Origin of the sequence: Streptomyces sp. NPDC021100, from assembly GCF_044333095.1 — a bacterium.
GTDB lineage: Bacteria > Actinomycetota > Actinomycetes > Streptomycetales > Streptomycetaceae > Streptomyces.
This window is the reverse complement of sequence record NZ_JBIRQH010000001.1, coordinates 413496-436107: the sequence shown is the minus strand read 5'-3', so window position 1 is coordinate 436107 and position 22612 is coordinate 413496. Positions and strand designations below refer to the sequence as shown.

Annotated in this window: 20 protein-coding genes; 14 read left to right on the top strand and 6 right to left on the bottom strand. The window is 74.1% G+C overall.

Annotated features, from left to right (window positions below; translation table 11 throughout):
* Positions 1–47: 47 nt before the first annotated feature.
* The 3 genes from ACH4PU_RS02015 (at position 48) to ACH4PU_RS02005 (ending at position 4533) form a co-directional block, all read left to right on the top strand.
* Positions 48–1082, top strand: coding sequence for a helix-turn-helix domain-containing protein (locus ACH4PU_RS02015; protein ID WP_398264579.1), 1035 nt, complete (start codon positions 48–50; stop codon positions 1080–1082).
* 107 nt (positions 1083–1189) lie between these two features.
* Positions 1190–3598: an endopeptidase La gene (lon, locus tag ACH4PU_RS02010; RefSeq protein WP_398264577.1), complete on the top strand. Its 2409-nt coding sequence runs from the start codon at positions 1190–1192 to the stop codon at positions 3596–3598.
* 74 nt (positions 3599–3672) lie between these two features.
* The gene (locus ACH4PU_RS02005; protein WP_398264575.1) at positions 3673–4533 is read left to right on the top strand and encodes an MBL fold metallo-hydrolase; all 861 of its coding nucleotides are present in this window, start codon (positions 3673–3675) and stop codon (positions 4531–4533) included.
* 31 nt (positions 4534–4564) lie between these two features.
* Here ACH4PU_RS02005 and ACH4PU_RS02000 read toward each other — a convergent pair whose 3' ends face one another.
* Positions 4565–4924: a hypothetical protein gene (locus tag ACH4PU_RS02000; RefSeq protein WP_398264573.1), complete on the bottom strand. Its 360-nt coding sequence runs from the start codon at positions 4922–4924 to the stop codon at positions 4565–4567.
* Positions 4925–5172: 248 nt separating this feature from the next.
* On the opposite strand from ACH4PU_RS02000, the gene ACH4PU_RS01995 reads away from it, so the two are divergent.
* Positions 5173–5676 carry a Uma2 family endonuclease gene (locus tag ACH4PU_RS01995; RefSeq protein ID WP_398265331.1) on the top strand — a complete coding sequence of 168 codons (504 nt, stop codon included), beginning with the start codon at positions 5173–5175 and terminating at the stop codon, positions 5674–5676.
* Between the two features lie 24 nt (positions 5677–5700).
* Here the strand turns inward: ACH4PU_RS01995 and ACH4PU_RS01990 are convergent, their stop codons facing one another.
* Entirely contained in the window at positions 5701–6537 is an 837-nt protein-coding gene (locus tag ACH4PU_RS01990; protein WP_398264571.1) for a class I SAM-dependent methyltransferase, read from the bottom strand.
* A gap of 883 nt (positions 6538–7420) precedes the next feature.
* On the opposite strand from ACH4PU_RS01990, the gene ACH4PU_RS01985 reads away from it, so the two are divergent.
* On the top strand, positions 7421–7681 hold the full coding sequence (locus tag ACH4PU_RS01985) for a GntR family transcriptional regulator (RefSeq protein WP_398264569.1): 261 nt from the start codon (positions 7421–7423) through the stop codon (positions 7679–7681).
* Positions 7682–7787: 106 nt separating this feature from the next.
* On the opposite strand, the gene ACH4PU_RS01980 is transcribed toward ACH4PU_RS01985, so the two are convergent.
* Positions 7788–8435, bottom strand: coding sequence for a CatB-related O-acetyltransferase (locus ACH4PU_RS01980; protein ID WP_398264567.1), 648 nt, complete (start codon positions 8433–8435; stop codon positions 7788–7790).
* Positions 8436–8736: 301 nt separating this feature from the next.
* Here ACH4PU_RS01980 and ACH4PU_RS01975 point away from each other — a divergent pair, with 301 nt between their 5' ends.
* Positions 8737–9189: a lamin tail domain-containing protein gene (locus ACH4PU_RS01975; RefSeq protein WP_398264565.1), complete on the top strand. Its 453-nt coding sequence runs from the start codon at positions 8737–8739 to the stop codon at positions 9187–9189.
* Positions 9190–9240: 51 nt separating this feature from the next.
* Here ACH4PU_RS01975 and ACH4PU_RS01970 read toward each other — a convergent pair whose 3' ends face one another.
* Complete coding sequence (locus ACH4PU_RS01970; RefSeq protein WP_398264563.1) at positions 9241–9873, bottom strand: LysE family translocator; 633 nt, start codon at positions 9871–9873, stop codon at positions 9241–9243.
* A 304-nt stretch (positions 9874–10177) separates the two neighbouring features.
* Here ACH4PU_RS01970 and ACH4PU_RS01965 point away from each other — a divergent pair, with 304 nt between their 5' ends.
* On the top strand, positions 10178–10342 hold the full coding sequence (locus tag ACH4PU_RS01965) for a hypothetical protein (RefSeq protein ID WP_398264561.1): 165 nt from the start codon (positions 10178–10180) through the stop codon (positions 10340–10342).
* Between the two features lie 283 nt (positions 10343–10625).
* Positions 10626–13499 (top strand): M4 family metallopeptidase, encoded by a 2874-nt coding sequence (locus tag ACH4PU_RS01960; protein WP_398264559.1) that lies wholly within the window; start codon positions 10626–10628, stop codon positions 13497–13499.
* A gap of 109 nt (positions 13500–13608) precedes the next feature.
* Here the strand turns inward: ACH4PU_RS01960 and ACH4PU_RS01955 are convergent, their stop codons facing one another.
* Positions 13609–14484 carry a lysozyme gene (locus tag ACH4PU_RS01955; RefSeq protein WP_398264557.1) on the bottom strand — a complete coding sequence of 292 codons (876 nt, stop codon included), beginning with the start codon at positions 14482–14484 and terminating at the stop codon, positions 13609–13611.
* A gap of 224 nt (positions 14485–14708) precedes the next feature.
* On the opposite strand from ACH4PU_RS01955, the gene ACH4PU_RS01950 reads away from it, so the two are divergent.
* Positions 14709–15203, top strand: coding sequence for a MarR family winged helix-turn-helix transcriptional regulator (locus ACH4PU_RS01950; protein WP_185940188.1), 495 nt, complete (start codon positions 14709–14711; stop codon positions 15201–15203).
* Between the two features lie 105 nt (positions 15204–15308).
* On the opposite strand, the gene ACH4PU_RS01945 is transcribed toward ACH4PU_RS01950, so the two are convergent.
* Positions 15309–16082 carry a protein phosphatase 2C domain-containing protein gene (locus ACH4PU_RS01945; RefSeq protein WP_398264554.1) on the bottom strand — a complete coding sequence of 258 codons (774 nt, stop codon included), beginning with the start codon at positions 16080–16082 and terminating at the stop codon, positions 15309–15311.
* 353 nt (positions 16083–16435) lie between these two features.
* Here ACH4PU_RS01945 and ACH4PU_RS01940 point away from each other — a divergent pair, with 353 nt between their 5' ends.
* The 5 genes from ACH4PU_RS01940 (at position 16436) to ACH4PU_RS01920 (ending at position 21868) form a co-directional block, all read left to right on the top strand.
* Positions 16436–19003 (top strand): nitrate- and nitrite sensing domain-containing protein, encoded by a 2568-nt coding sequence (locus tag ACH4PU_RS01940; RefSeq protein ID WP_398264552.1) that lies wholly within the window; start codon positions 16436–16438, stop codon positions 19001–19003.
* Between the two features lie 80 nt (positions 19004–19083).
* A complete protein-coding gene (locus ACH4PU_RS01935; protein WP_398265328.1) occupies positions 19084–19575 on the top strand; it encodes a roadblock/LC7 domain-containing protein in 492 nt (163 codons plus the stop codon).
* Positions 19572–19967 (top strand): DUF742 domain-containing protein, encoded by a 396-nt coding sequence (locus ACH4PU_RS01930; protein ID WP_398264550.1) that lies wholly within the window; start codon positions 19572–19574, stop codon positions 19965–19967. Before ACH4PU_RS01935 ends, ACH4PU_RS01930 begins: the two co-directional genes overlap by 4 nt.
* A 10-nt stretch (positions 19968–19977) precedes the next feature.
* On the top strand, positions 19978–20583 hold the full coding sequence (locus ACH4PU_RS01925) for a GTP-binding protein (protein WP_398265325.1): 606 nt from the start codon (positions 19978–19980) through the stop codon (positions 20581–20583).
* Positions 20584–20590: 7 nt separating this feature from the next.
* Positions 20591–21868, top strand: coding sequence for a styrene monooxygenase/indole monooxygenase family protein (locus ACH4PU_RS01920; protein WP_398264548.1), 1278 nt, complete (start codon positions 20591–20593; stop codon positions 21866–21868).
* Positions 21869–22612 lie beyond the last annotated feature (744 nt).

Genomic DNA, 22612 nt, shown 5'->3' with positions numbered 1-22612 from the left:
CAGGACTGACCGCCTCCGCAAAATTCCTGCCACTAGGCTGTCCCGGTATGAGCGCTGGTTCCGTGGCCGTGGCAGTGATCGACGACGACATCCCCTACTGGGACCTGTACGAGCTGGGGGTGGTCTGCACGGTCTTCGGCATCCCGCACCCGGATCTCGCCGACCCCTGGTACGACCTGCGCCTGTGCGCCGCCGGCCCGTCCCCGCACCAGCCGCCGCCCGGCCCGCTCGGCTTCACCCTGCGCACCCCCTACGGGCTGGAGGGGCTGGAGGACGCGGACACCGTGATCATCCCGTCCGTTCCGGAGGCGTGCGTCGACGGGGAGCGTGAGCTGCCGGACGAACTCCTCCACGCGCTCCGACGCGCCGCCGACCGGGGCGCGCGCATGGTCTCCCTGTGCGCCGGAGCCTTCGCCCTGGCCGCCGCCGGGATCCTCGACGGCCGCCGGGCGACCGCCCACTGGATGCACACCGAGGCCCTGGCCCGCCGCCACCCGGAGGTGGAGGTGGACGACTCGGTGCTGTACGTCGACGACGGGACCGTCTTCACCAGCGCCGGCGTCACGGCCGGCCTCGACCTCTGTCTCCACCTCGTCCGCCGCGACCTGGGCGCAAACGTCGCCAACCAGCTCGCCCGGCGGCTCGTCGTCCCGGCCCACCGCCCCGGCGGGCAGGCCCAGTTCGTCGAGGTCTCCGTCCCCGAGACCGGCGACGACGGCCTGGCCCCCGTCCTCCAGTGGGCCACCGAACGCCTCGACCAGCCCCTCACCGTCGACGACCTGGCCGCCCGCGCCGGCATGAGCCCCCGCACCTTCTTCCGCCGCCTCCAGGCCGCCACCGGCACCACCCCCCTCCAGTGGCTCCTCTCCCAGCGCCTGTCCCGCGCCCAGTCCCTCCTCGAAGCCACCACCCTCCCCGTGGAACGCGTCGGCCAGCTCAGCGGCCTGGGCACGGCCGCCAACCTGCGCCGCCACTTCACGCTGCACTTCGGCATCACCCCGACGGACTACCGCCGCGCCTTCCCGGGCCACGGCGGCCGATCGGTCCGCCCGGGCCGGACGGTACGGCGGGCGGGGCACTGAGGCTCACGGCGAACCTGATCGCTCACAGCGAACACGCCTGCGGGAACATCTCCCCGCGCAGGGACATTGAGTCTGCATAGCTCAACTTGCCTGCCGAAGGGGAGATCATGGCTTCGACGTCCGCACCGCTCACCCTGCCCGTGCTGCCGCTCGACGACGAGGTGGTCCTGCCGGGGATGGTCGTCCCCCTGGACCTCACGGACTCCGAGGTCCGCGCCGCCGTCGAGGCCGCGCAGGCCGCCGCGCAGGGCGGGGCCAAGCCGCGCGTGCTGCTCGTCCCACGGGTGGACGGCACCTACGCCGGCACCGGCACCCTCGGCACGGTGGAGCAGGTGGGCCGGCTCTCCGACGGCGATCCGGGCGCCCTCATCCGCGGCGTCCGCCGCGTCCGCATCGGGGCCGGGACGACCGGCCCCGGCGCCGCCCTCTGGGTGGAGGGCACGGCCGTCGAGGAGCCCGCCCCCGACCCGCTGCCGGGCGCCGTCACCGAGCTGATGAAGGAGTACAAGGCGCTCGCCACCAGCTGGCTCCGCAAGCGCGGCGCCTGGCAGGTCGTCGATCGCGTCCAGCAGATCGACGACGTCTCCCAGCTCGCCGACAACTCCGGCTACTCGCCCTTCCTCACCGTCGCCCAGCGCGTCGAGCTGCTGGAGACCGCCGACCCGGTCGCGCGGCTGAAGCTCGCCGTGAAGCAGCTCGGCGACCACCTCGCCGAGCAGGACGTCGCCGAGTCCATCGCCAAGGACGTCCAGGAGGGCGTCGACAAGCAGCAGCGCGAGTTCCTGCTCCGCCGCCAGCTGGAGGCCGTCCGCAAGGAGCTGGCCGAGCTCAACGGGGACGCGGACGGCGAGTCCGACGACTACCGCGCCCGGGTGGAGGCCGCCGACCTGCCGGAGAAGGTCCGCGAGGCGGCCCTGAAGGAGGTCGACAAGCTGGAGCGGGCCTCCGACCAGAGCCCCGAGAGCGGCTGGATCCGCACCTGGCTCGACACCGTCCTGGAGATGCCGTGGACGAAGCGCACGGAGGACGCGTACGACATCCCGGGCGCCCGGGCCGTGCTCGACGCCGACCACGCGGGCCTGGACGACGTCAAGGAGCGGATCACCGAGTACCTGGCGGTGCGCAAGCGGCGCGCCGACCGGGGGCTGGGCGTGGTCGGCGGGCGGCGCGGGGGCGCGGTGCTCGCGCTCGTCGGCCCGCCCGGTGTCGGAAAGACGTCGCTCGGCGAGAGCGTCGCCAAGGCCATGGGGCGCGAGTTCGTCCGGGTGGCGCTCGGCGGCGTGCGCGACGAGGCGGAGATCCGCGGCCACCGGCGCACGTACGTCGGCGCGCTCCCCGGCCGCATCGTGCGCGCCGTCAAGGAGGCCGGCTCGATGAACCCGGTCGTCCTCCTCGACGAGATCGACAAGGTCGGCTCCGACTTCCGCGGCGACCCCGCCGCGGCCCTCCTGGAGGTCCTCGACCCCGCGCAGAACCACACCTTCCGCGACCACTACCTGGAGGTCGAACTCGACCTCTCCGACGTGGTCTTCCTCGCCACCGCCAACGTCCTGGAGGCCATCCCGCAGCCCCTGCTCGACCGGATGGAGCTCGTCCGCCTCGACGGCTACACCGAGGACGAGAAGGTCGTCATCGCCCGCGACCACCTGCTGCCCCGGCAGCTGGAACGGGCCGGCCTGGAGCCCGGCGAGGTCACGGTGGACGACGCGGCACTGCGCCGGCTCGCCGGCGAGTACACCCGCGAGGCGGGCGTCCGTACGCTGGAGCGGTCGCTCGCCCGGCTGCTCCGCAAGGTCGCGGCCCGGCACGAACTCGGCGAGCTGGAGCTCCCGTTCACGATCGGCGTGGACGAGCTGCGCCCGCTGATCGGCCGCCCGCACCACACCCCCGAGTCCGCCCAGGACCCGGCCGAGCGGCGCACGTCCGTCCCGGGCGTGGCCACCGGCCTGGCCGTCACCGGCGCGGGCGGCGACGTCCTCTTCATCGAGGCGTCCCTCGCCGACCCGGAGACGGGCGCCGCCGGCCTCACTCTGACCGGCCAGCTCGGCGACGTGATGAAGGAGTCCGCGCAGATCGCCCTCTCCTTCCTCCGCTCCCATGGCGCGGAACTGGAGCTTCCGGTCGGTGACTTCAAGGAGCGCGGCGTCCACCTGCACGTCCCGGCGGGCGCCGTCCCCAAGGACGGGCCGAGCGCGGGCATCACGATGACGACGGCCCTGGCGTCCCTGCTCTCCGGGCGGCGGGTCCGCCCGGACGTCGCGATGACCGGCGAGGTCTCGCTGACCGGGCGGGTCCTGCCGATCGGCGGCGTCAAGCAGAAGCTGCTGGCGGCGCACCGGGCGGGTGTCACCACCGTCGTCATCCCCAAGCGCAACGAGCCCGACCTCGACGACGTCCCGGCCGAGGTCCTGGAGAAGCTGGAGGTCCACGCGGTGTCGGACGTCCGGCAGGTGCTGGAGCTGGCCCTGGAGCCGGCGACGGCCGCCGTTGGGAACGGGGTGCCGGTCGCCGCGTAAAGCGGCGGAAGAACGCTTCTGACGGGCCGTCGGAACGCGGGAATGCCGCGCGCCGGCGGCCCGTTGTTCGCAGCATGACGAACACTCGCACGCGTCTGAATCGCCCTGCCGGCATCCGCTCCCTCCGCCTCGGCGACACCAAGGTGACCTACGTGCCCGACGGCGTCGTCCAACTGTCGCCGCGAGGCTGGCTCCCGGCCACCGCGGACGAGGTGTGGGCCGCCCACCCCGAATACCTCGACGCCGACGGCTACCTGGTGGCCGGCGTGGGCGGCCTGCTGGTGGAGCACGGCGACCGCGCCCTGCTGATCGACGCCGGCATCGGCCCGGTCTCGCTGCCGGCCGCGCCCGGCACCCCCGTCGGGCGGATCGAGGCCGGCGCCCTCCTCGACCACCTCACCGCCCTCGGCCGCCCGCCCGCCGCCCTGGAAGCGGTCGCCATCACGCACTTCCACCGCGACCACATCGGCTGGTCCGCCCAGTTGACCGCGGCGGGCGTGACCCACCTGGTCGCGGGGCCGGAGTGGGAGGAGCGCCACCTCGCCGTGGAGCACGGCGTGCCTGAGGAGACCCTCGCCGCCATGGCGACCGATGTACGCACGGTCGCCGACGGCGAGGAGATCTTCCCGGGCGTCCGGGCCCTGTTCACCCCCGGCCACACGATCGGCCACGCCGCCTACGTCATCACCGGCGGCGGCCGCAGCCTGATCGCCTTCGGCGACGCGATGCACACCCCTCTCCAGGTCGCCCACCCCGAGTGGTCCGCCGTCGTCGACCACGACCAGCGGCAGTCCGCCGCCTTCCGTCGCGACCTCGTCGAACAGCTCACCGCACCCGACACCCTCGGCTTCGGCATCCACTTCGCCGACGTCCCCTTCGGCCGCGTCCGCCGGACGGAGGACGGTGGGGTGGAGTGGGAGGCGGTGGACGAGTAAGGGCGCGGTACCCCCTCCGGGGCCTCGGTCGTCACCCGCCGGTCGCCGCGGAACGGGCCTCCTGGTACAGCGCCAGGCAGGCGTCCATGGCGTCCCGCCGGCGGGGGTCGTCCCGATCGAGAATGTTGGCCGCGTCCAGCGCTGCCCGATAGCGGGCGGCCAAGGCCGGTCGGCGCTCGATCTCGATCTCCGTGGCCCATGTGGTTCGGAAGAACCGGACCGGCTGGGACGAGCCGTCTTGCGCGGCGGCGGTCAGGGCCGCGTCGAGATCTGCCCGGAACTCGGTCAGGCGGGAGGGAGCCACCCGGGCGAGTGCCCCACCGAGCGCGGAAACGGTCGTGCCCGGGTGCGGGAAGAGTTCGGGCGGCTGTCCGCCGTCTGCTGGGCGCATGGCTCCTCCTCGGCCGGTGTGGTGGAGCGACGGTAGCGGCTGTGCGACGACGGCGCTGAGCGGCGGCATGCGGGAGGGCGGACGGTCGCGGTGGACGAGTGGGGCGGTTCTCGCCGGGCAGGGCGTGTCGGGGCGGCCGTGCGCCGCGTTGTACCCCGCGGCCGCCCGCGCCGCGCGGCGGCGGGGGAGAGGAGCACACGGTGAACTACGGGGTGAGTCTGGACACGCTGTTCGCATGGCTTGAACGCATGCCCGTGCCCGAGGGCTGGAAGGTGGAGGTCGTCGAGGGAGCGGTCTGTTTCTGGCCGCAACGGGACAATCACTGGGACCTCACCGCCAACGTCGTCGAGCAGCTCCGCGCACGGTACCCCCGCCGCCGGCTGCTGTCGGACGTCCGCATCGACTTCCCCGGCCACTTGAACGGTTTCGCCGCCGATGTCCTTCTCCTCAAGGAAGGTGCGGAGAAGAACGCCAAGGGCCGTTGGAAGCACCAGGACGTCGCCTTCGTCGCCGAGGTCATCTCGAAGGACACCGCACGCAACGACTACGGGCCCAAGAAGGACGCCTACGCGGCCGCCGGAGTCCCGGTCCTCCTGATCGTCGACCCGTACACGGGACTCTGTCACGTCTACACGGAACCCGAGGGCGGGGCGTACCGCCTGGAGCCCGCCGTGAAGTTCGGCGATCCGGTCGACCTCGCGGGCACGGTCGTCGGACTCGTCCTGGACACCGAGGAGTTCGCCCACGAGTGACCGGAGCGGCCCGGCCCGGCGGCCTCAGCTCCGTGTCCGGGCCAGGAACAGCACCGACTGCGTCGTCAGGCCGACGCGTCCGCCCTGCGCATCGACGGCCCGCGCGACTTCCGCGAGCAGGCGGCGGCGGGTGTCCTCCGGCTGGGCGCGGTAGAAGGACAGGGACGTCAGCAGGGCCGTGATGCCGGTGGTGGAGCGTTCGTGCGCCGTGGAGTAGACGCGGTGGTCGAGGTCGGTGAAGCCGGGGTCCGCGCGGAGTTCCGCGGTCACCCAGGAGTGCTCGCCGCGGACGGACTCGCGGGGGTGCTCGTCGAGGATCGAGTGCGGGGGGCGTTCGGGGAGGAAGCGGTCGTGGACGGCGACGAGTTCCTGCCGCAGGGACTCGTCGGTGACGTACCAGTCGTTCCGGAAGAGCGCGAGCGCGCCGCCGGGGCGGAGCACGGAACGGGCGCGTGACCAGCGGACCTCCGGGTCGACCCAGTGCCACGCCTGGGCGGAGAAGAGGAGGTCGAAGCGGCGGCCGGCCGCGTCCCAGGTCTCGAACTCGCCCTCGTGCACGGTGATCCCGGGGCGGTCGGCGCGGTGCCGGGCCAGGACGGCGGCCATGCGCGGGTCCGGCTCGATCGCCGTCACCGGCACGCCGAGCGCGGCGAACGCCAGCGTCGCCTTTCCGGTGCCCGCGCCGACCTCCAGCGCCTCGACGTCCCCTTCCGCGCCGGGCCGCGCGAACTCCAGGACATCGGCGAACAGTTGCCCGGGGTAGCCGGGCCGGGCGGCGTCGTACTCCTCGGCGGCCTCCCCGAAGACCGTCCGCCGGGCGCGGTCCGGCTCGCCGGGCCGGTCGTTGTCGCTGCGCGTCATGGCGGCACTCTACGAGGCGGTCGCTAAGAGCGGTGTCAGGTCAGTCGCCCGCCGCCTGTCCCGGCGCGCGGCGCCCTCCTGAGCATCGCCGTGCCGCTCCGCGTGCCGACGCGGCGCGGGGCCGGCACGGCGGCCCCGGCCCGGAGGGTGGCTCTCAGCGGCCTCAGAGAGCGGGGTCAGCCCGCCAAGTGCGGTGAATAACCTCGCGATAGCGCAGGTGGTCGGGGTGCCGGGTCACATGCCGGAGTGACCAGCCGTGGGAAACGGTGAAATCCTCCACGCGCTCGGACGCGGCCCCGCAGGTGGCGCAACGCATCGAGAAAGTGACCGCTGATTCGGCCTCGTACTCGGGCCGGATCGTCGGACCGCGTGCCCCGGCAAGGCTGTTCACTCGCCACCCCTCTCGGCTGGGAGCGCGGAGGTTGCCGGAGACCCCGGCCTTTGGGCGTCCGTGACGAATGCGCTGGTGACGCGACGGGGCGGCGAAACCCTTTCACGGCAGATGCACCGCGACGGGCTGCGGGGGACGATGTCGATGCCGTGTGCGGAAACCCTGACGAAGGGCGCGGTCGGGTCCTCTGTCGGCGGGACGTCGGTCCAGGCCGCTCCGGCAGTCGGGACGCGTACTTCCTGCGGCGGGCGATGGCCGTCTCCGACGGCTCTGAGGGCCGGGCACAGCTTTTCCCATGCCCGGGAAAGCCAATGGGGGATAGCGTTGAACACGTCGACGCTCCTTCGCAGCGTGGACCGTGCCCCGGGGCGCTGGCAGGCGCCGCCGGGGTGTTACGTGCTGCGACCGTAATACCGGAACGTGGAGCGGTGTAGAGCAGTGGAGAGCTATCCACTCATCCGTGTAGCGCTTCCTTGCTCTATGTTGACTGTCATGGCAGGTGAGCAGGGCGCGGCGCCCATCGACCCGACCAAAGCGGTCTACGTCTACATGCAGGTCGCAGACCACATCGCGGCCCGCATCGTCGCGGGTGAACTCAGGCCCGGTGCCAGGCTCGCGGGGGAGCGGGACCTGGCGGAGGAGTACCGCGTGGCCATCGGTACCGTTCGGCGGGCCATCCAGGAACTGCGGGAGCGCGGCCTGCTGGTGACGCTGCCCGCCAAGGGAACGTTCGTCACCGAGCCGGCCGAGTAGGCGGCCCCGCCGACGCGTGGCGGAGCGCGGGTTCCGGACTCGGCGGGGGCGGATTCCGGCCGGGGCGGGGAGCCGCGCGGCCCACGGGCCCCCGGCCGCCGAATCCCTAACCACGGCCCGGAGCCGCCGCCTCCAGTTCGTCGAGCGTGCCGGACATGATGGTCCTGACGTGCCGCGTGATGTGCTCCACCGGCCAGTCCCACCAGGCGATGTCCAGCAGCCGGGCGATGTCCTCGGGTGCGTACCGGTACCGGATGACCTTGGCCGGGTTGCCGCCGACGACGGCGAAGTCCGGTACGTCGTCGACCACGACCGACCCCGAGGCGACGATCGCCCCGTGCCCGATCCGGACGCCGGGCATCACCAGTGAGCGGTAGCCGAACCACACGTCGTTCCCGACCACGGTGTCACCGCGGCCGGGCAGTCCGGTGATCAGGTCGAAGTGGTCGGCCCAGGATCCGCCCATGATGGGGAACGGGAACGTCGAGGGGCCGTCCATCCGGTGGTTGGCGCCGTTCATCACGAACCGCGTCCCCTCGCCCAGGGCGCAGAACCTGCCGATGACCAGCTTCTCCGGGCCGTAGTGGTAGAGCACGTTCCGGGTCTCGAAGGCCGTCGGGTCGTCCGGGTCGTCGTAGTACGAGAACTCCCCGACCTCGATCAACGGCGAGGTGACCAGCGGCTTCAGCAACACCACCCGGGGCTGGCCGGGCATCGGGTGGAGCACGGTGGGGTCGGCGGGAACGGCGGGCATCAGGAATCATCCCTCTCACACACGGCGGACCGGGGCGTTCAATGATCACAAATCCCGGGCGGACGCGGCCCGCTGGGGCGCGTCGGAGCGACGTTCGTGGCCGGTGCGGGGCGTGAGCGGGCCGGAAACCCCCGGGCCGGCGGGTGTCACGGGAGTGTGAGAACTGCGTCACAGGACACAGGATCCCTTTCCCGGAGCGGACGCCTCCGCGCGAGAGTAGGGCGAGCCCGGCAGCCGCCGGGCGCACAGCCGTGGTCGCGGCGGCCCCGCCGGGCCGCCGGGCCGGAAAGCAGAGGTTCCCTTGTCGCGATCCATAGCCCGCCTGGTCGTCACCGCCGCCTGCGGCGCGGTGCTGGCGGCCGCCGCCGTGCCCGCGGCGGTGGCGGCGGAGCAGAGCGTGGCCGCTCGTCCGACCGTCGCGTTCGGCAAGATCCAGTACGACAGCCCGGGGCGCGACGACCGCTCGAACCGGAGCCTGAACGCCGAGTGGGTCACCGTCACCAACACCGGCAAGAAGGCCGTGGACCTCAGCCGCTGGACGCTCACCGACAACGAGCGCCACACCTACCGCTTCGGCACGCTGCGCCTCGCCGCCCACGCCTCCGTCCGCGTCCACACCGGCACCGGCCGCGACACCGCCGCCGACGTGTACCAGAACCGCCGCGCCTACGTCTGGAACAACGACCGGGACAAGGCCACCCTGCGGGACGCCGCCGGCCGGACCGTCGCCACCGCCTCCTGGGGCCGTCGCTGATCCGCGCGCGCCCGTAAGGACCGCTGCCGGCTCCCGGAGCCGGCAGCGGGCTCAGCCTTCGACGGCCATCCGCACGCCCAGTGCCACCAGCACACCGCCCGACGCCAGTTCCAGCCGCCTGCGCACCCGCTCCCGCGAGATGATCGCCCGCATCCGGCCGACGAACCACACGTACACCCCGTAGTACCCCACCTCGAACACGGCCCAGATCGCGGCGAGTGCCACCATCGCCGGCAGGTGCGGCACCCCGTCCGGCACGAACTGCGGCAGGAACGACATCGCGAACACGGCGGCCTTCGGGTTCGCCAGGTTGCACACCAGGCCCGCCCGGTACGAGGACCAGCCGGAACGTTCCTCCTCCCCGGCCTGCGGGGCGCCCGGCACCTCCGCCTTCCCGGTCCCGCGCCGCACCTCCAGCAGCGTCCTGACCCCGAATGTCACCAGCACCACGGCCCCGACGATCCGCATCACGTCGTACGCCACCTCGGACGCCGCCAGCAGCGCCGTCAGACCGAACGCGGCGGCCAGGCCCCAGACGAAGACGCCGGTCTCGTTGCCGAGCACCGTCATGAAGCCCGCCCGTCGGCTCTGCAGCGACTTGCGGATGATCAGCATGGTGCCGGGACCGGGGGAGGCCGCGATCAGTGTGCAGGCCCCGAGGAAGGCGATGAAAGTGGTGAGCATGGGGCTATCGTGCTCCAAGAGACTGGGGGGACGCTAGGGCGTAGGACCCCAGGGGTTCCCTGCAGTCGGTCCCGCCGACGCCGTCCGCCGCACGAGCCTCGACACCCGACCGGTCGATCGTCTCCCACAACAAGTACGGGCAGCGGCCCAGTTGGGTCATCGTCCCCTCGACCCGGTTCCGTTCCGCCGGCACTTCGTCCGCCGGCGGCGAGCACGCGGGCAGCGGCGGCGACGCCTCGTCCCCGGCCGCGCGCGGCAGCACCGCCGCGATGCCGGCCGTGCCCGGCCCCGCCGCCGGCACGGTGTGGACGCCGCGGCCGGCATCCGGCACATCGTCCACGCCTCGGCCGCGCGCGGACGGGACACCGGCGTCCTGGACGCGGCGCTCGCCGTCGCCCGCCGGGCGATCGCCGAGGGGCACGGCCGGGACGACTTCTCGCGCCTCGCGGACACCGTGCGCGTGGCGTGAACCGGCGCCGGAGGCGCGTGTTCTCCTACGGAAGAGGTGGTTCCGGCGGGGAAACGGCGGCGGAGTCGACAACTCCGCCGCCGGAAGCGACAGTTCCGCCCCCGCCGACCCCCGACCGGCCCCCTCCGCCGACCGGCCGAAAAGTGCCCGTGGAATACCCCTCCCCATTGTCCGGCCGCCCGGCTGCCGCTTGCATGTCCCTGCCCTGAAGCAGTCCCACCGGGTCGAAGCGGCCCACCGAGTGGAGCGGTTCGACCGTCCGGCGCGTACCGAGGGGGAGACCTTGCGCAGTACCGGAGCACGTTCAGGCAGAGCCAGCAGATCGAGAACCAGCAGAGCACAGACCGGCATATCGGGTGCGGCGGCGCTGATCGGCGCCGCCGCACTCGTCGTCTCGGCGGTTCCGGCCCACGCCGACCCGGGGAAGCCGGCGGACGGGCCCGGCCAGGTGATCCCGGCGGGCAAGACCGCGACCCCGGCCCTGGTCCGCGGCATCCGCGAGCCGGCCGCCGCCGGCGGCAGTCCCGCCGACGCGGCCCGCGGCCACCTCGCGGAGAAGAAGAGCCGCTACCGCATCGCCGACCCGGGCCGCGACCTGCGGCCGGTGCAGACCCTGAGCTCGGGGACGACCGAGACGGTACGGCTCCAGCAGCGGCACCGGGGCGTGGAGGTCCTGGGCGGCCAGTACGTCGTGCGGATGGAGCACAAGGACGGCAAACGCGTCGTCACCGGCACCTCCGGCAAGTACTTCACCGGGCTGAAGACCACCACGACCCCCGACGTCGACGCCGAGCTGGCCGTCGAACGGGCCGTCGGCGCCACCGAGGACCGGCTCGCCGCGCAGCGGGCGGCCGGACCGCGGAAGAGCGCGGACGACACCGAGAAGGCGCCCCCGCTCACCGGCACCGCCCGCGGCCTGGTCGTCCTGCCCAAGGGCGAGGGCGTGCTCACCCAGCACGTCACCGTGCGCGGCGCCGACCCGGCCACCGGCCGGCCGGTGCTGCAGGAGGTGTACATCGACGCCACGTCGGGCTACCCGGTCCTCCAGTACAGCGCCATCAAGACGTTCGGCGCGCCGAGCGCCGACGCGGGCAAGGGCAAGGCCGCGGACGCCTCCCGCACCGCCGCGCGGCGGAGCGCGGCGGCGGCCGACGGGCCGCAGGACGGCGCCACCGGCACCGGCGTCCGGCTCGACGGCAAGTCCGTCGACCTCCAGGTCACCAAGGACGCGACGCGCAACGAGTACGTGATGCGCGACCTCTCCCGGATGCGCGACAGCACCCACAACGAGCTGTCCACCTGGGACGCCCGCGGCAAGTCCGTCGACGAGACCTCCGGCACCTGGCCCGAGGGCGTCAAGGAGTTCGGCTCCGCCGACCCGGCGTTCGGCAAGGACGCCACCGAGTCGGGCGCGGTCGACGCGCACTGGGCCGCCGGCAAGGTCTATGACTACTACCGGACCGTGCACGGCCGGAACAGCCTCAACGGCCGCGGCATGGCCATCAAGTCCCTGGTCGGCGTGAGCTACTGGGGCCTGCCGTACGTCAACGCCTTCTGGGACGGCACCAAGATGGTGTACGGCAACGGCGACGCCGAGTACCGGCCGCTCTCCGCCGGCCTGGACGTCGTCGGCCACGAGATGACCCACGGCGTCGTCGAGAACTCCGCGGACCTCGTCTACGCCGGCCAGTCGGGCGCCATGAACGAGGCCATCGCCGACTACTTCGGCAACGCCATCAAGAACGACGCCCGCGGCATCGCCATGGACGACCCCGACTCCGGCCTGCTCGGCGAGTCGCTGTGCCGCACCAAGTCGCCGCGCGACTGCGCGTTCCGTGACCTCAACGACGGGAGGACCACCTCCAAGTCCTTCCTCGGCGTGGGCTTCGGCACCGACAACGGCGGTGTGCACCTCAACTCGACGATCTTCTCCGGCGCCCTGTGGGACATCCGCCAGGACCTGGACAAGACCCTCGCCGACAAGATCGTCTACAAGGCGCTCACCGAGTACATGACCCCGCTGGACGGCTTCACCGAGGGCCGGAACGCCGTGCTCGCCGCGGCCAGGGACCTCAAGGTCACCGACGCCCAACTGCGGACCGTCGAGCGCTCGTTCAACGCCCACGGCATCGTCCCCGGCTGGGAGCTCGCCATGGGCGTGGACTCCGACCAGCTGCTGGGCCGGGTCAACACCAACGAGAGCCGCGCGGGCGCGGGCGGCGGCTGGTGGGCCGCGTCCAAGTCCAACGACGACGGCACCGAGGCGTACTCCGTCTGGGCCGGCCGCACCGACGGCACCGGCGCGCCCAAGCTGATCAGCCCCAACGACGGCCGCTTCCACGTCGACCCGGTCACCGACGGCAAGACGGTGGTCTGGATGTCGTACAAGGGCCGGGACATCCAGCTGCTGGCCCGGCCGCTGGCCGGCGGGCCGGTCAAGGTGCTCGCCACCAGCCGCTACCGCTTCACCTCGCTGGCGGTCGAGGGCAAGACGGTCGCCTTCGAGCTGCACGGGCGGCGCGGCTACACCGCGGCGGCGTACCTCCGGATGGGCCAGGACGACGAACCGGTCCGCATCCCGCCCTCCGCGGGCACCGGCCGCTTCAACCGCACCAACCACCCCTCGCTGCACAACGGCCGGATCGCTTTCGCCGACGAGCACCGCGTCGACGGCGCGTACCGGAACGACGTCGGCATCCTGGACGTCGCCAGCGGCGCCCGGACCACGGTCAAGCTGACCGACGCCACGGCCGAGGCCGGCCCGACCGCGATCACCGGCAAGCACGTCTTCTGGCTGAGCACGGCGGACTACGAGACCGGTCTGACCGCGGTGCGCAGGGCGGACCTGGACGGCGGGAACGTCGTCGACATCAGCCCGGCGACGGGCAAGGACGCGCTGCGCGGCGTGCTGCTCACGGCCTCCGACGAGGCGGTGACCGTCCTGGCGCAGACCCCGGACACCCAGTACCGCAACGAGACGCTGTCCAAGCTGTGGCAGTTCTCGCCGGACGGCGCCCGCAAGGGCCGGGTCTCCTGCAACCGCGGCGAGCAGCTGGGCGGCGCGGCGGACACCGGCACCCGCGTGGTGTGGACCGACGCGACCACCGGCTACACCGACCTGGTGACCCGGCACCGCCCGGCCGGCACCTGCGGCTGACGGCCGTTCACCGACGCGTGTGAGAGCCGTGCCCCCGGCGCCGATGTGCCGGGGGCACGGCCCGCCGTGAGGCCGCCTCGTCAGCCGTCAGCGGCCCGGCCGTCGGCCCTCAGCCGTCGGCCAGCGCCTGGAGGCGGGACTGCGAGCCGTTGAAGCGGTTGTGGTCGCCGACCACCGGCCCGGTGTCGGTGTACTGCCAGAAGGTGTGGAAGCTCCAGCCGGCCGGGAGCGTCCCCGGCGAGCTCGCGTAGCGCGGGATCCACAGCGGGTTGACGGCGCCGAAGCCGGCGTAGTCGCCGGTGCACCGCTGCCACCAGGCGGTGGAGGTGTAGAGGACGGCGTCGCGGCCGGTGCGCTGCCGGTAGGTGCGGAAGAAGTCGGTCATCCAGTCGACCAGGGCGCCGGCGCTCATCCCGTAGCAGATGTCGCCGTAGGGGTTGTACTCCATGTCGAGCACGCCGGGCAGCGTCCGCCCGTCGGCGGACCAGCCGCCGCCGTGGTCGGCGAAGTAGTTCGCCTGGGCGGCGCCGTCGGCGTGGTCGGGCAGCGCGAAGTGGTAGGAGCCGCGCAGCATGCCGACGTTGTACGAGCCGTTGTACTGCTGGGTGAAGTACGGGTTGGTGTAGCCGGTGCCCTCGGTGGCCTTGACGTAGGCGAAGCGGTCTCCGGAGTTCCAGAGGGTGCTCCAGGCCACGTTGCCGTTGTGGCTGCTGACGTCCACGCCCTCGACGGACGCGGTCACCCACTCCGGTGCGTTGCCGGCCTCGCCGCCCTCGTGGAGGCGGACGGTGGAGCCCATCCAGTCGCGGTCCGGGTGGCCCGGGCGGGGCGGGGCGAAGCCGCCGGCGGCGGCGCGCGCGGTGCCGGGGAGGGCGACGAGCAGGGCGCACACGGCGAGCAGGACGGTGAGGAGGGTGCGGACGGGTGCCGGCGCGGGGGATCTGCGGCGGGCGTGGGGGCTGGTGGGGCGGGGGAGTGCGGACATGCTGCCTCCGGGACCTCGGTGGGGGAGGATCCGATCGGTGGGCGCCCATTGGCGCGGCCATGACATAGATATGCCCACTCCGCAAACTACGCGGGTAGCGGTATCGGGGATAGGCCCCCGGGGTGCCGTCGTTGGTCTAATCCTGCGAAATACTGACGGAGCTGCGGCGACCTGCCGCGACCCGGGCAAAGTTTCACGTACTGGAAAGCCGGAGAGGGCCCCTCGTGCACCAGACCACCACGCCGCCTCCCGAGGAGGGCGGTACGGACCAGCGGACCGCCAGTGGTGAGGACCACCCGTTCCTCGCCCTGGAACGCGAGCTCTCCGTGTTCCTGCGCCGCGCCCGCGCCTCCTCGGGGGAGATGGCGCGCGAGGTCCACCCCGAGCTGGAAGCGGCCGCCTACGGCCTGCTGGTCCGGCTGGCCGACGCCGGCCGCCAGCGCGCCACCGACCTCGCCGCCTACTTCGGCGTCGGCAAGGCCACCATGAGCCGCCAACTCCGCGCCCTGGGCGACCTCGGCCTTGTCACCCGCACCCCCGACCCGGCCGACGGCCGCGCCTCGCTGGTCGCCCTCACCGAGGAGGGGCACGCCCGCTTCAGCCGCGTCCGCGACGCCCGCCGGGGTCAGTACATGCGCAAGCTCGCCGACTGGGACCGCGCCGAGATCGGCGAACTGGCCCGGCTGCTGCACCGGCTGAACACGACTCTGGGCGGCTGACGGCCCCGCCGGCGCCGGCCGGGGCCCCGCGAGCGGATCGTTCATCGGTCTCCCGGGGGAGCGGCGGGTACGGGGCGGCGGACGGCCGTTCCGCACGGGTACCCGCTACAACTCCGCGTACACCGCCGCCGCGTCGTCGTGCACCTTCCCCCGCCGGAACAGCCGCCGGTCCGGGTCGGCCAGTTCCGCCGCCCGCACCCGGTCGACGAGGGCGCGCGGGCCGCTCTTGGCCAGCAGGGCGGCGCAGGCGGCCCAGTCGCCCTCGGCGAACACCTCCACCCAGCGGGCCGCGCCGTCGCTGAGCGCGGCCAGCGCGCGGACCCCGGCGCGCGGCAGGACGCCCGTGACGGCCAGCTCGGTGACGGCCGGGTCGGCGGCGGCCGTGTGGAAGCCGCCCTCGGCGTTGCGGTGGGCGTCCGTCACCGGGCCGAGCGCGGCCAGCCGGGCGATCCGGTCGTCGAGCACGGGCGTCACCGCGCCGTCCGCGCCCTCCACCAGGAGGACGGAGTCCGACAGCACCAGGTACTCCACCCGCTCCTCGTCCCAGCGGGCGGCCACCACGGTGGCCTGCGGGGTGCGGCGGTGACCGAGATCACAGCCGGCCCGGTGGGCGTCCGCGGTGCGGGTGATCGCGTCGGCCAGGCACTGGCGCGGCGTCAGTTCGCGCCGGGTGGCGCACAGTTCCAGCAGTGCGCCGCCCAGACGCGCCGTGAACCAGGGAACGCCGTGCTCACAGCCGTCGTCCCCGTCCGGCGGCGGCGTCACGCCGTCCAGCAGCACCAGCGCGCCGCCCCGTCCTGAGGCGGGCAGGACCGCCGACACGAAGTCCTCGTTGGGCCGGGCCGGGTCGCCCGGCCGGGTGGCCAGCTCGATGCGCATGGGGCCAGTGTGCACGAGCCGTGATTTCCGCGGCGGTTGGCGCGCATCCTTCCGGCGGGCCGAGCGGTTTACCGGGTGGCGGTTGCCGGGGGCGGCGGACGCGGCGGCACGGCATTCCCACCTATGCGGCGGGGGCGGCGTGCGGCCGGTGGACGATCACGGCAACTTCCGGGACGGAACCCCACACCTTCGGGTGTGGCGGACGGATGACCGGCGCCCGCCCCGCCCCCGTGCTGACAAGGTCCAGTCAGCGCCAGGGGTGGGCGGGACCCAGACCGGACGAGAGCGGATTGTGAGCACCGGTGCGGAAGAAGCGGCTTCGGGGCGGGCGACGGGAGCGACAGACCACGGGGGTGCCGGAGGGCACCGCCCGCGCCCGCAACCGGCTCGTCCTCTCCGTCGCGACCGCCTCCCTGGCGGTCCTCGGCGCGGGCGCGCTGGGCGTCGCGGACGCCTGCCGCGACGCGGCGGACACCGCGCGGCTCGTCCCCATGGCCGAGGCCGCGGGCGACGCCGTGCGCCTCGCCCACGAACTGGCGGACGAGCGCGACGCGGTCACCGAGTACACGGCGGCCGGCCGCGGCCCCGTACCGGCCACCCTCGCGGCCCGACGCGCCCGGACGGACCGGCGGCTCGGCGCCTTCCTCACCTCGGCGACGACGCGCGCCGGGCTCCCCGAGGCGGTCCGCACCCGGCTCGACGGCCTGGCGCGGGAGCGGCGCACCGTCCTCACCGGCTCCGCCGACCCGCTGACCGTCTTCCGCACCTACACCTCCACCGTGCAGGCCCTGCACGGCGTCGCCGGCACCCTCGCGGCCCGGCTGCCCGAACGGGCCGGAACGGGCGACGGGCAGGCCGTGGCGCTGCTCGGCCGCGCGGTCGAGGAGGCGTCCGCCACCCGCGGCCTGCTCCTCGCCTCCTACGCCGCCTCCGCCGCCCACCGCGAACGCCCCGAACTGGCCGCCGCCGCCCAGCAGACCGACACCCGTGAGCGCGCCGCCCGCGCCGACTTCGCCCAGCTCGCCCCGGCCAAGGCCCGCGACGCCTACGCCCGGGAGGTGAGCGGCCCGGACGTGTCCGCCGCCGAGTCCCGGCTCCCCGCCCTGGTCGCCGGGGAGCGGGTGCAGGACGCCGGGCCGGTGCGCGCCCTGCTCACCACCCGCCTCGACCGGATGCGCGGCGTCGAGTCCGACCTGGCCACCGCCGAGGCCGACCACCTGGCGCGGGTCCACGAGCGCGACGTGACGGCCTTCCAGATCCGCGCCGGGCTGGTGGCGCTGTGCTTCGCCGCCGCCCTGTTCGGGGGCGTCCGGGCCACCCGCTCGCTGACCCGCCCGCTGGCCGCCCTCCGGCAGGGCGCCCGCCGGGTCTGCGCCGACCCCGGCGGCACCGAACCGGTCGCCTTCAAGGGCCGGGACGACGAGTTCGCGGAGATCGCCCGCTCGGTCAACGTCCTGCACGGCACCGTCGTCCGGCAGCGGGAGCGCATCACCCTGCTGGACGCCGAGCGCGCCCGGCTGGACGCCGCCCGCCAGGACCTCGCCGACGAGCGCGACGCGCTGCGCGTCCGCGACCGGGACCGCGAGGAACACCTCGCCGGCCTCGCCGGACGCGCCCACACCACCTGCGCCAGCCTGTCGCTGCGCACCCTCGGCCTCGTCGAGCGGCAACTCACCGTCATCGAGGGGCTGGAGGCGCACGAGGCCGACCCCGACCGCCTCGACGTCCTCTTCAAACTCGACCACCTCGCCACCCGGATGCGCAGGCACAGCGAGAACCTGCTGGTCCTGGCCGGCTCCGAGCACGTCGGCGGGCACGCGGGGACGGTCCCGCTGCTGGACGTGCTGAGGGCCGCCGTCAGCGAGATCGAACGGTACGAGAGGGTCCGCATCCACTCCCTCCCGGCCCGCTCCCAGCTCGCCGGCTTCGCCTCGGACGACATCAGCCACCTGGTCGCCGAACTCCTGGAGAACGCCACGGCGTTCTCGCCGCCGGACGTGCCCGTGCAGGTCTCCGGGTGGCTGCTGGAGAACGGCGACGTGATGCTGTCCGTCCAGGACGAGGGCATCGGCATGGCCCCCGACCGTCTGGAGCAGATCAACTCCCTGCTGGCGCAGGCCGATCCGGAACCGCCGGGTCCGGGCCCGGCGGGCGTTCCGGACGACGCCGTGATGGGCCTCGGCCTCTACGTCGTCGCCCGGCTCGCGGCCCGGCACGGTGTCCGCGTCCAGCTGCGCGAGCAGCGGCCCGGCGGCATCACTGCCGTCGTGGTGCTGCCCGCCCGGCTGCTGCCCGCGGGCCCGCCGCCCGTCGCCGAGCCGCAGGCCGCGCCCCCGGTGCCGGGCGCCTCCGCCGCCCCGGCCGTGCAGCTGCCGGGCGCCGCGGCGGAGGTCAACTCGCACATGATGAACGGCCGTTCGCGGCGGATGGCCGGGTTCGCACCGCAGCCGGCGGCCTCCGGGCCACCGGACGACGCGACCATCCAGCTGATCGTCCCCGAGCGGGGCGCCGCTCCCGTCGTCCCGCCCGAGGTGCGTCCCCTCAGCCCGGAGGGCCGCCCCACCGTCCCCGCCCAGCCCGGCGGGAGCGGACGGCACGCCCGGCCCCCCGCCGCCCCGGACCCGTACCCGACGGGGCCGTACCCGACGGGCTCGGCGGAAGGCGTCCTCACCGGCAGCGGGCTGCCCAAGCGCACCCCGCGTTCGGTGCCGCAGGCCGTGGTGGTGCCACCGGGCCGGCAGGTCCGCAAGGGCGTGGACGCGGAAGCCCTGCGGGCCAAGCTCGCCGGGTTCCAGCAGGGGGCGCGGGAGGGGCGGCGCGACGTCGAGCAGGAGCTCGCGGGGCGCGAGGGCGAGCGACGCCGGGCGGAGGCGCCGCACGCAGGTGGTGACGTCGGCGATGTCGAGGAGGCACGCGGTTGACTGCATTTTCCCGGGGGGCGACCCCCGTCACCCCCGTCGGAACCCCTGTCGGCACCCCGGGAATCCCCGGCGGCGCCGGACTGCCCTCCGGCGGCGCCGGTTACGGGCTGAGTCACGAGGCCCGCAACCTCCAATGGCTGCTGACCGACGTGGTCGAGGAGGTGCCCGGCGTCCGGTCGGTGGCGGTCGTCTCCTCCGACGGCCTGCTGCTGCTCTCCTCCGACCCGTGCCGGCGGCCGGACGGCGGCGGCCCCTTGGACGGCCCGGTGGACGGCCCCCGGCACTCCGGCGCCGACCTGGCGACGATCGTCGCCGGCCTGGGCAGCCTGACCACCGGGGCCGCGTCCCTGATGGACGGGGGCACCGTCAAACAGACCATGGTGGCCATGGAGGAGGGCAGCCTGTTCGTCATGACCATCAGCGACGGCTCACTGCTGGGCGTCCACACCGCCCCGGACTGCGACATGAGCGTCGTCGCCTACCACATGGCGCTGTTCGTCGGCCGCGCCGGACACGTCCTGACCCCCGAACTCCGGCGCGAACTGCGGCAGTCGGTGGAGGCGGTCAGGTGACCGGAGGCTGCGCCGTGCCCGCCCCGCACCCGGCGCCCGCGCGCCGGGGCCGGACGGCCCGCGTCCGCCCGTACTCCGCCGCGGGCGGACGCGCCCCCTGCGGGCACGTCCTCCAGGTGGAGACGTTCGTGCAGACCCACGAGCGGCGGCCCGGTGAGGCGGGGGCCGCCCGGCTGGTCCCCGAGGCGGGCGCCATCGTCGGGCTCTGCCGCGGACTCCGGGCCGTAGCCGAGGTCTCCGCGCTGCTCAGAATGCCGCTCGGGGTGGTCCGCGTCCTCCTCGGCGACCTGGCGGACCAGGGAAGAATCCGCGTCTACGGCCCCGGTCACGGCACCGGACGGCCCGACCGCGCGCTGCTCGAAAGGGTCCAGTGTGGACTTCGCAGGATCTGAGACGGAGACGATAGCGGGCTCCGAACCCGCACGGGAGCGCCCGCAGCACGACCCGGACGGCCGCACCCGGGCCCCCGCCGCCACGAAGATCGTCATCGCGGGCGGCTTCGGCGTGGGCAAGACGACGTTCGTGGGCTCGGTCTCGGAGATCACCCCGCTGCGCACGGAGGCCGTGATGACGGTCGCCGGGGAGGAGGTGGACGACGCCGTCGCGGTCCCGGAGAAGGCCACGACCACGGTCGCCATGGACTTCGGCCGGATCACCCTCGAACCCGACCTCGTCCTCTACCTGTTCGGCACCCCCGGCCAGCAGCGGTTCTGGTTCATGTGGGACGACCTGGTCCGCGGCGCCATCGGGGCCGTCGTCCTGTGCGACACCCGCAGGCTGGCGGACTGCTTCCCCGCCCTCGACTACTTCGAGAGCAGCGGGCTGCCGTACATCGTCGCCGTCAACCACTTCGAGGGGACGCCCCGGCACGAGGCGGAGGAGGTGCGCGAGGCGCTGTCGCTGACCGCGCACGTCCCGATCGTGATCATGGATGCGCGGAAGCGGAACACGGTCGTCGACTCGCTGCTGATCCTGGTCGGCCGCGCCCTCGACGTCACCCCCGGATGAACGGACCATGCGACGCATCCTCATAGTCGGCGCCGGCCAGTCCGGTCTCCAGCTCGCCCTCGGCCTCCAGGCCCGGGACTACGACGTGACGCTGCTCTCCAACCGCACCCCGGACGAGATGCGCGCCGGCCGGGTCACCTCCACCCAGGTCATGTTCGGCACCGCCCTGCGGCACGAACGCGAACTCGGCCTCGGCTTCTGGGAGGAGCACGCCCCCGGCATCGAGGGCTTCGGCTACTCCGTGGCCGGCCCACCCCTCCCGGCCGCGGCTCCGGTCCCGGCCTCGGCCGGAAGGGTGCGGCGCATCGTCGACTGGGTCGGCCGGCTCGACGAGCCCGCCCGCTCCGTCGACCAGCGGCTCAAGATGGCCGGCTGGCTGGAGACCTTCGCGGCCCGCGGTGGCACCCTGGTCCTCCACGGCGCCACCGTCTGCGACCTGGACTTCTTCGCCGGCCGCTACGACCTGGTGCTGGTCGCCGCCGGCAAGGGGGAGCTGGTCTCCCTCTTCGACCGCGACCCCGCCCGCTCCCCGTACGCCGCGCCGCAGCGCTGCCTGGCCCTCGCCTACGTCCACGGCCTGGGGCCGCGCCCCGAACACCCCGAGTACGACGCGGTCCGCTGCACCCTCGTACCCGGCGTCGGCGAACTGCTCGTCATCCCCGCCCTCACCCTCTCCGGCCGCGCCGACATCCTCTTCTGGGAGGGCCTCCCCGGCGGCCCCCTCGACGTCTTCGGCGCCGGCGAGAGCCCGGCGGAGCACCTGGCCCGCATGCTCGAACTGATCGAACGCTACGCCCCCTGGGAGTACGGCCGCGCCACCCAGGTCGAACTCACCGACCCCGGCGCCACACTGGCCGGCCGCTACACCCCCGTCGTCCGCGACCCCGTCGGCCGGCTCCCCTCCGGGGGCCTCGTCCTCGGCATCGGCGACGCGGTCGTCGTCGACGACCCGGTCACCGGGCAGGGCGCCAACTCGGCGGCCAAGTCCGCGGCGGCGTGCCTCGCGGCGATCGTCGAACGGGGGGACGGGCCGTTCGACGAGGCGTGGATGCGCTCGGTCTCCGACCGCCACTGGTCCCTGGCGGCGCGCCACGCCACGCGCTGGACGAACGCGATGCTCGCGCCGCTGCCGCTGCACGTTCAGCGGCTGATCGGGGCGGCTTCCGGCTGCCAGCCGGTCGCGGACCGCTTCGCGAACGGGTACGACGATCCGTCGGATTTCGAGGGGTGGTTCTACGAGGAGGAGCGGGCGGAGGCGTACCTCCGGGAGGTGGGTGGGGGGTGAGCCCCGGTCCCGCCCTTTCGCCGTTTCCTGGGGGGCAAGCCCCCAGACCCCCTGAAACCGCGCTCCGCGCGGTTGTCCTCAAACGCCGGACGGGCTGATCGCAGCCCGTCCGGCGTTTGAGGACGAGCGGCGAAGCCGCGACAAGCGGGGTCTGGGGCGCAGCCCCAGGAAACGGCGAAAGGGCGGGACCGGGGCACCCCACCACCCGGCGCTCCCAGCGCCGCCAACTCCCCGTCCGTAAGCCCGGCCAGCACCCGCTCCACCTCGTCCAACCCCCGCCGCGCCCCCTCCCGCCGCCGCTCCCGCCGATCCGCCAGCGTCAGTTGAGCATCCAGTGCCACCCGAGCCCGCCGCGCGACGACCTCCGCCCGCGCCGCGGACGAGGCGAGCTGCGACAGCACTCCCGCCCGCCCCGCCGCCGCCCTCTCAAGCTCGTGCCGCCGGCGAAGAACCCCCTCCGGGTCCGCGGCGAACAGAAGGGTGACGGCGGGGGAGAGAGCACCCGCCCCACTTCGGTACTGCTCGCGCGCCAGCGCCCCCGCCTCGTCCCGACTCCGAGCAAGAGCCACCCGCGCCCCGGCCACTTCCTCGGCCGCCCGATCGGCGACCGCCCGCTCCCGCCGCAGCGCCGGCCCCGCCGCCTCGTACTCCTTCGTGGCCGCCTCGGCCTGCCGGTAGAGCGTCCGCAGCCGCGTGAGCAGGGCACCGACCGACCGCTCACCGGAGGGCGGCTCCGCCGGGCCC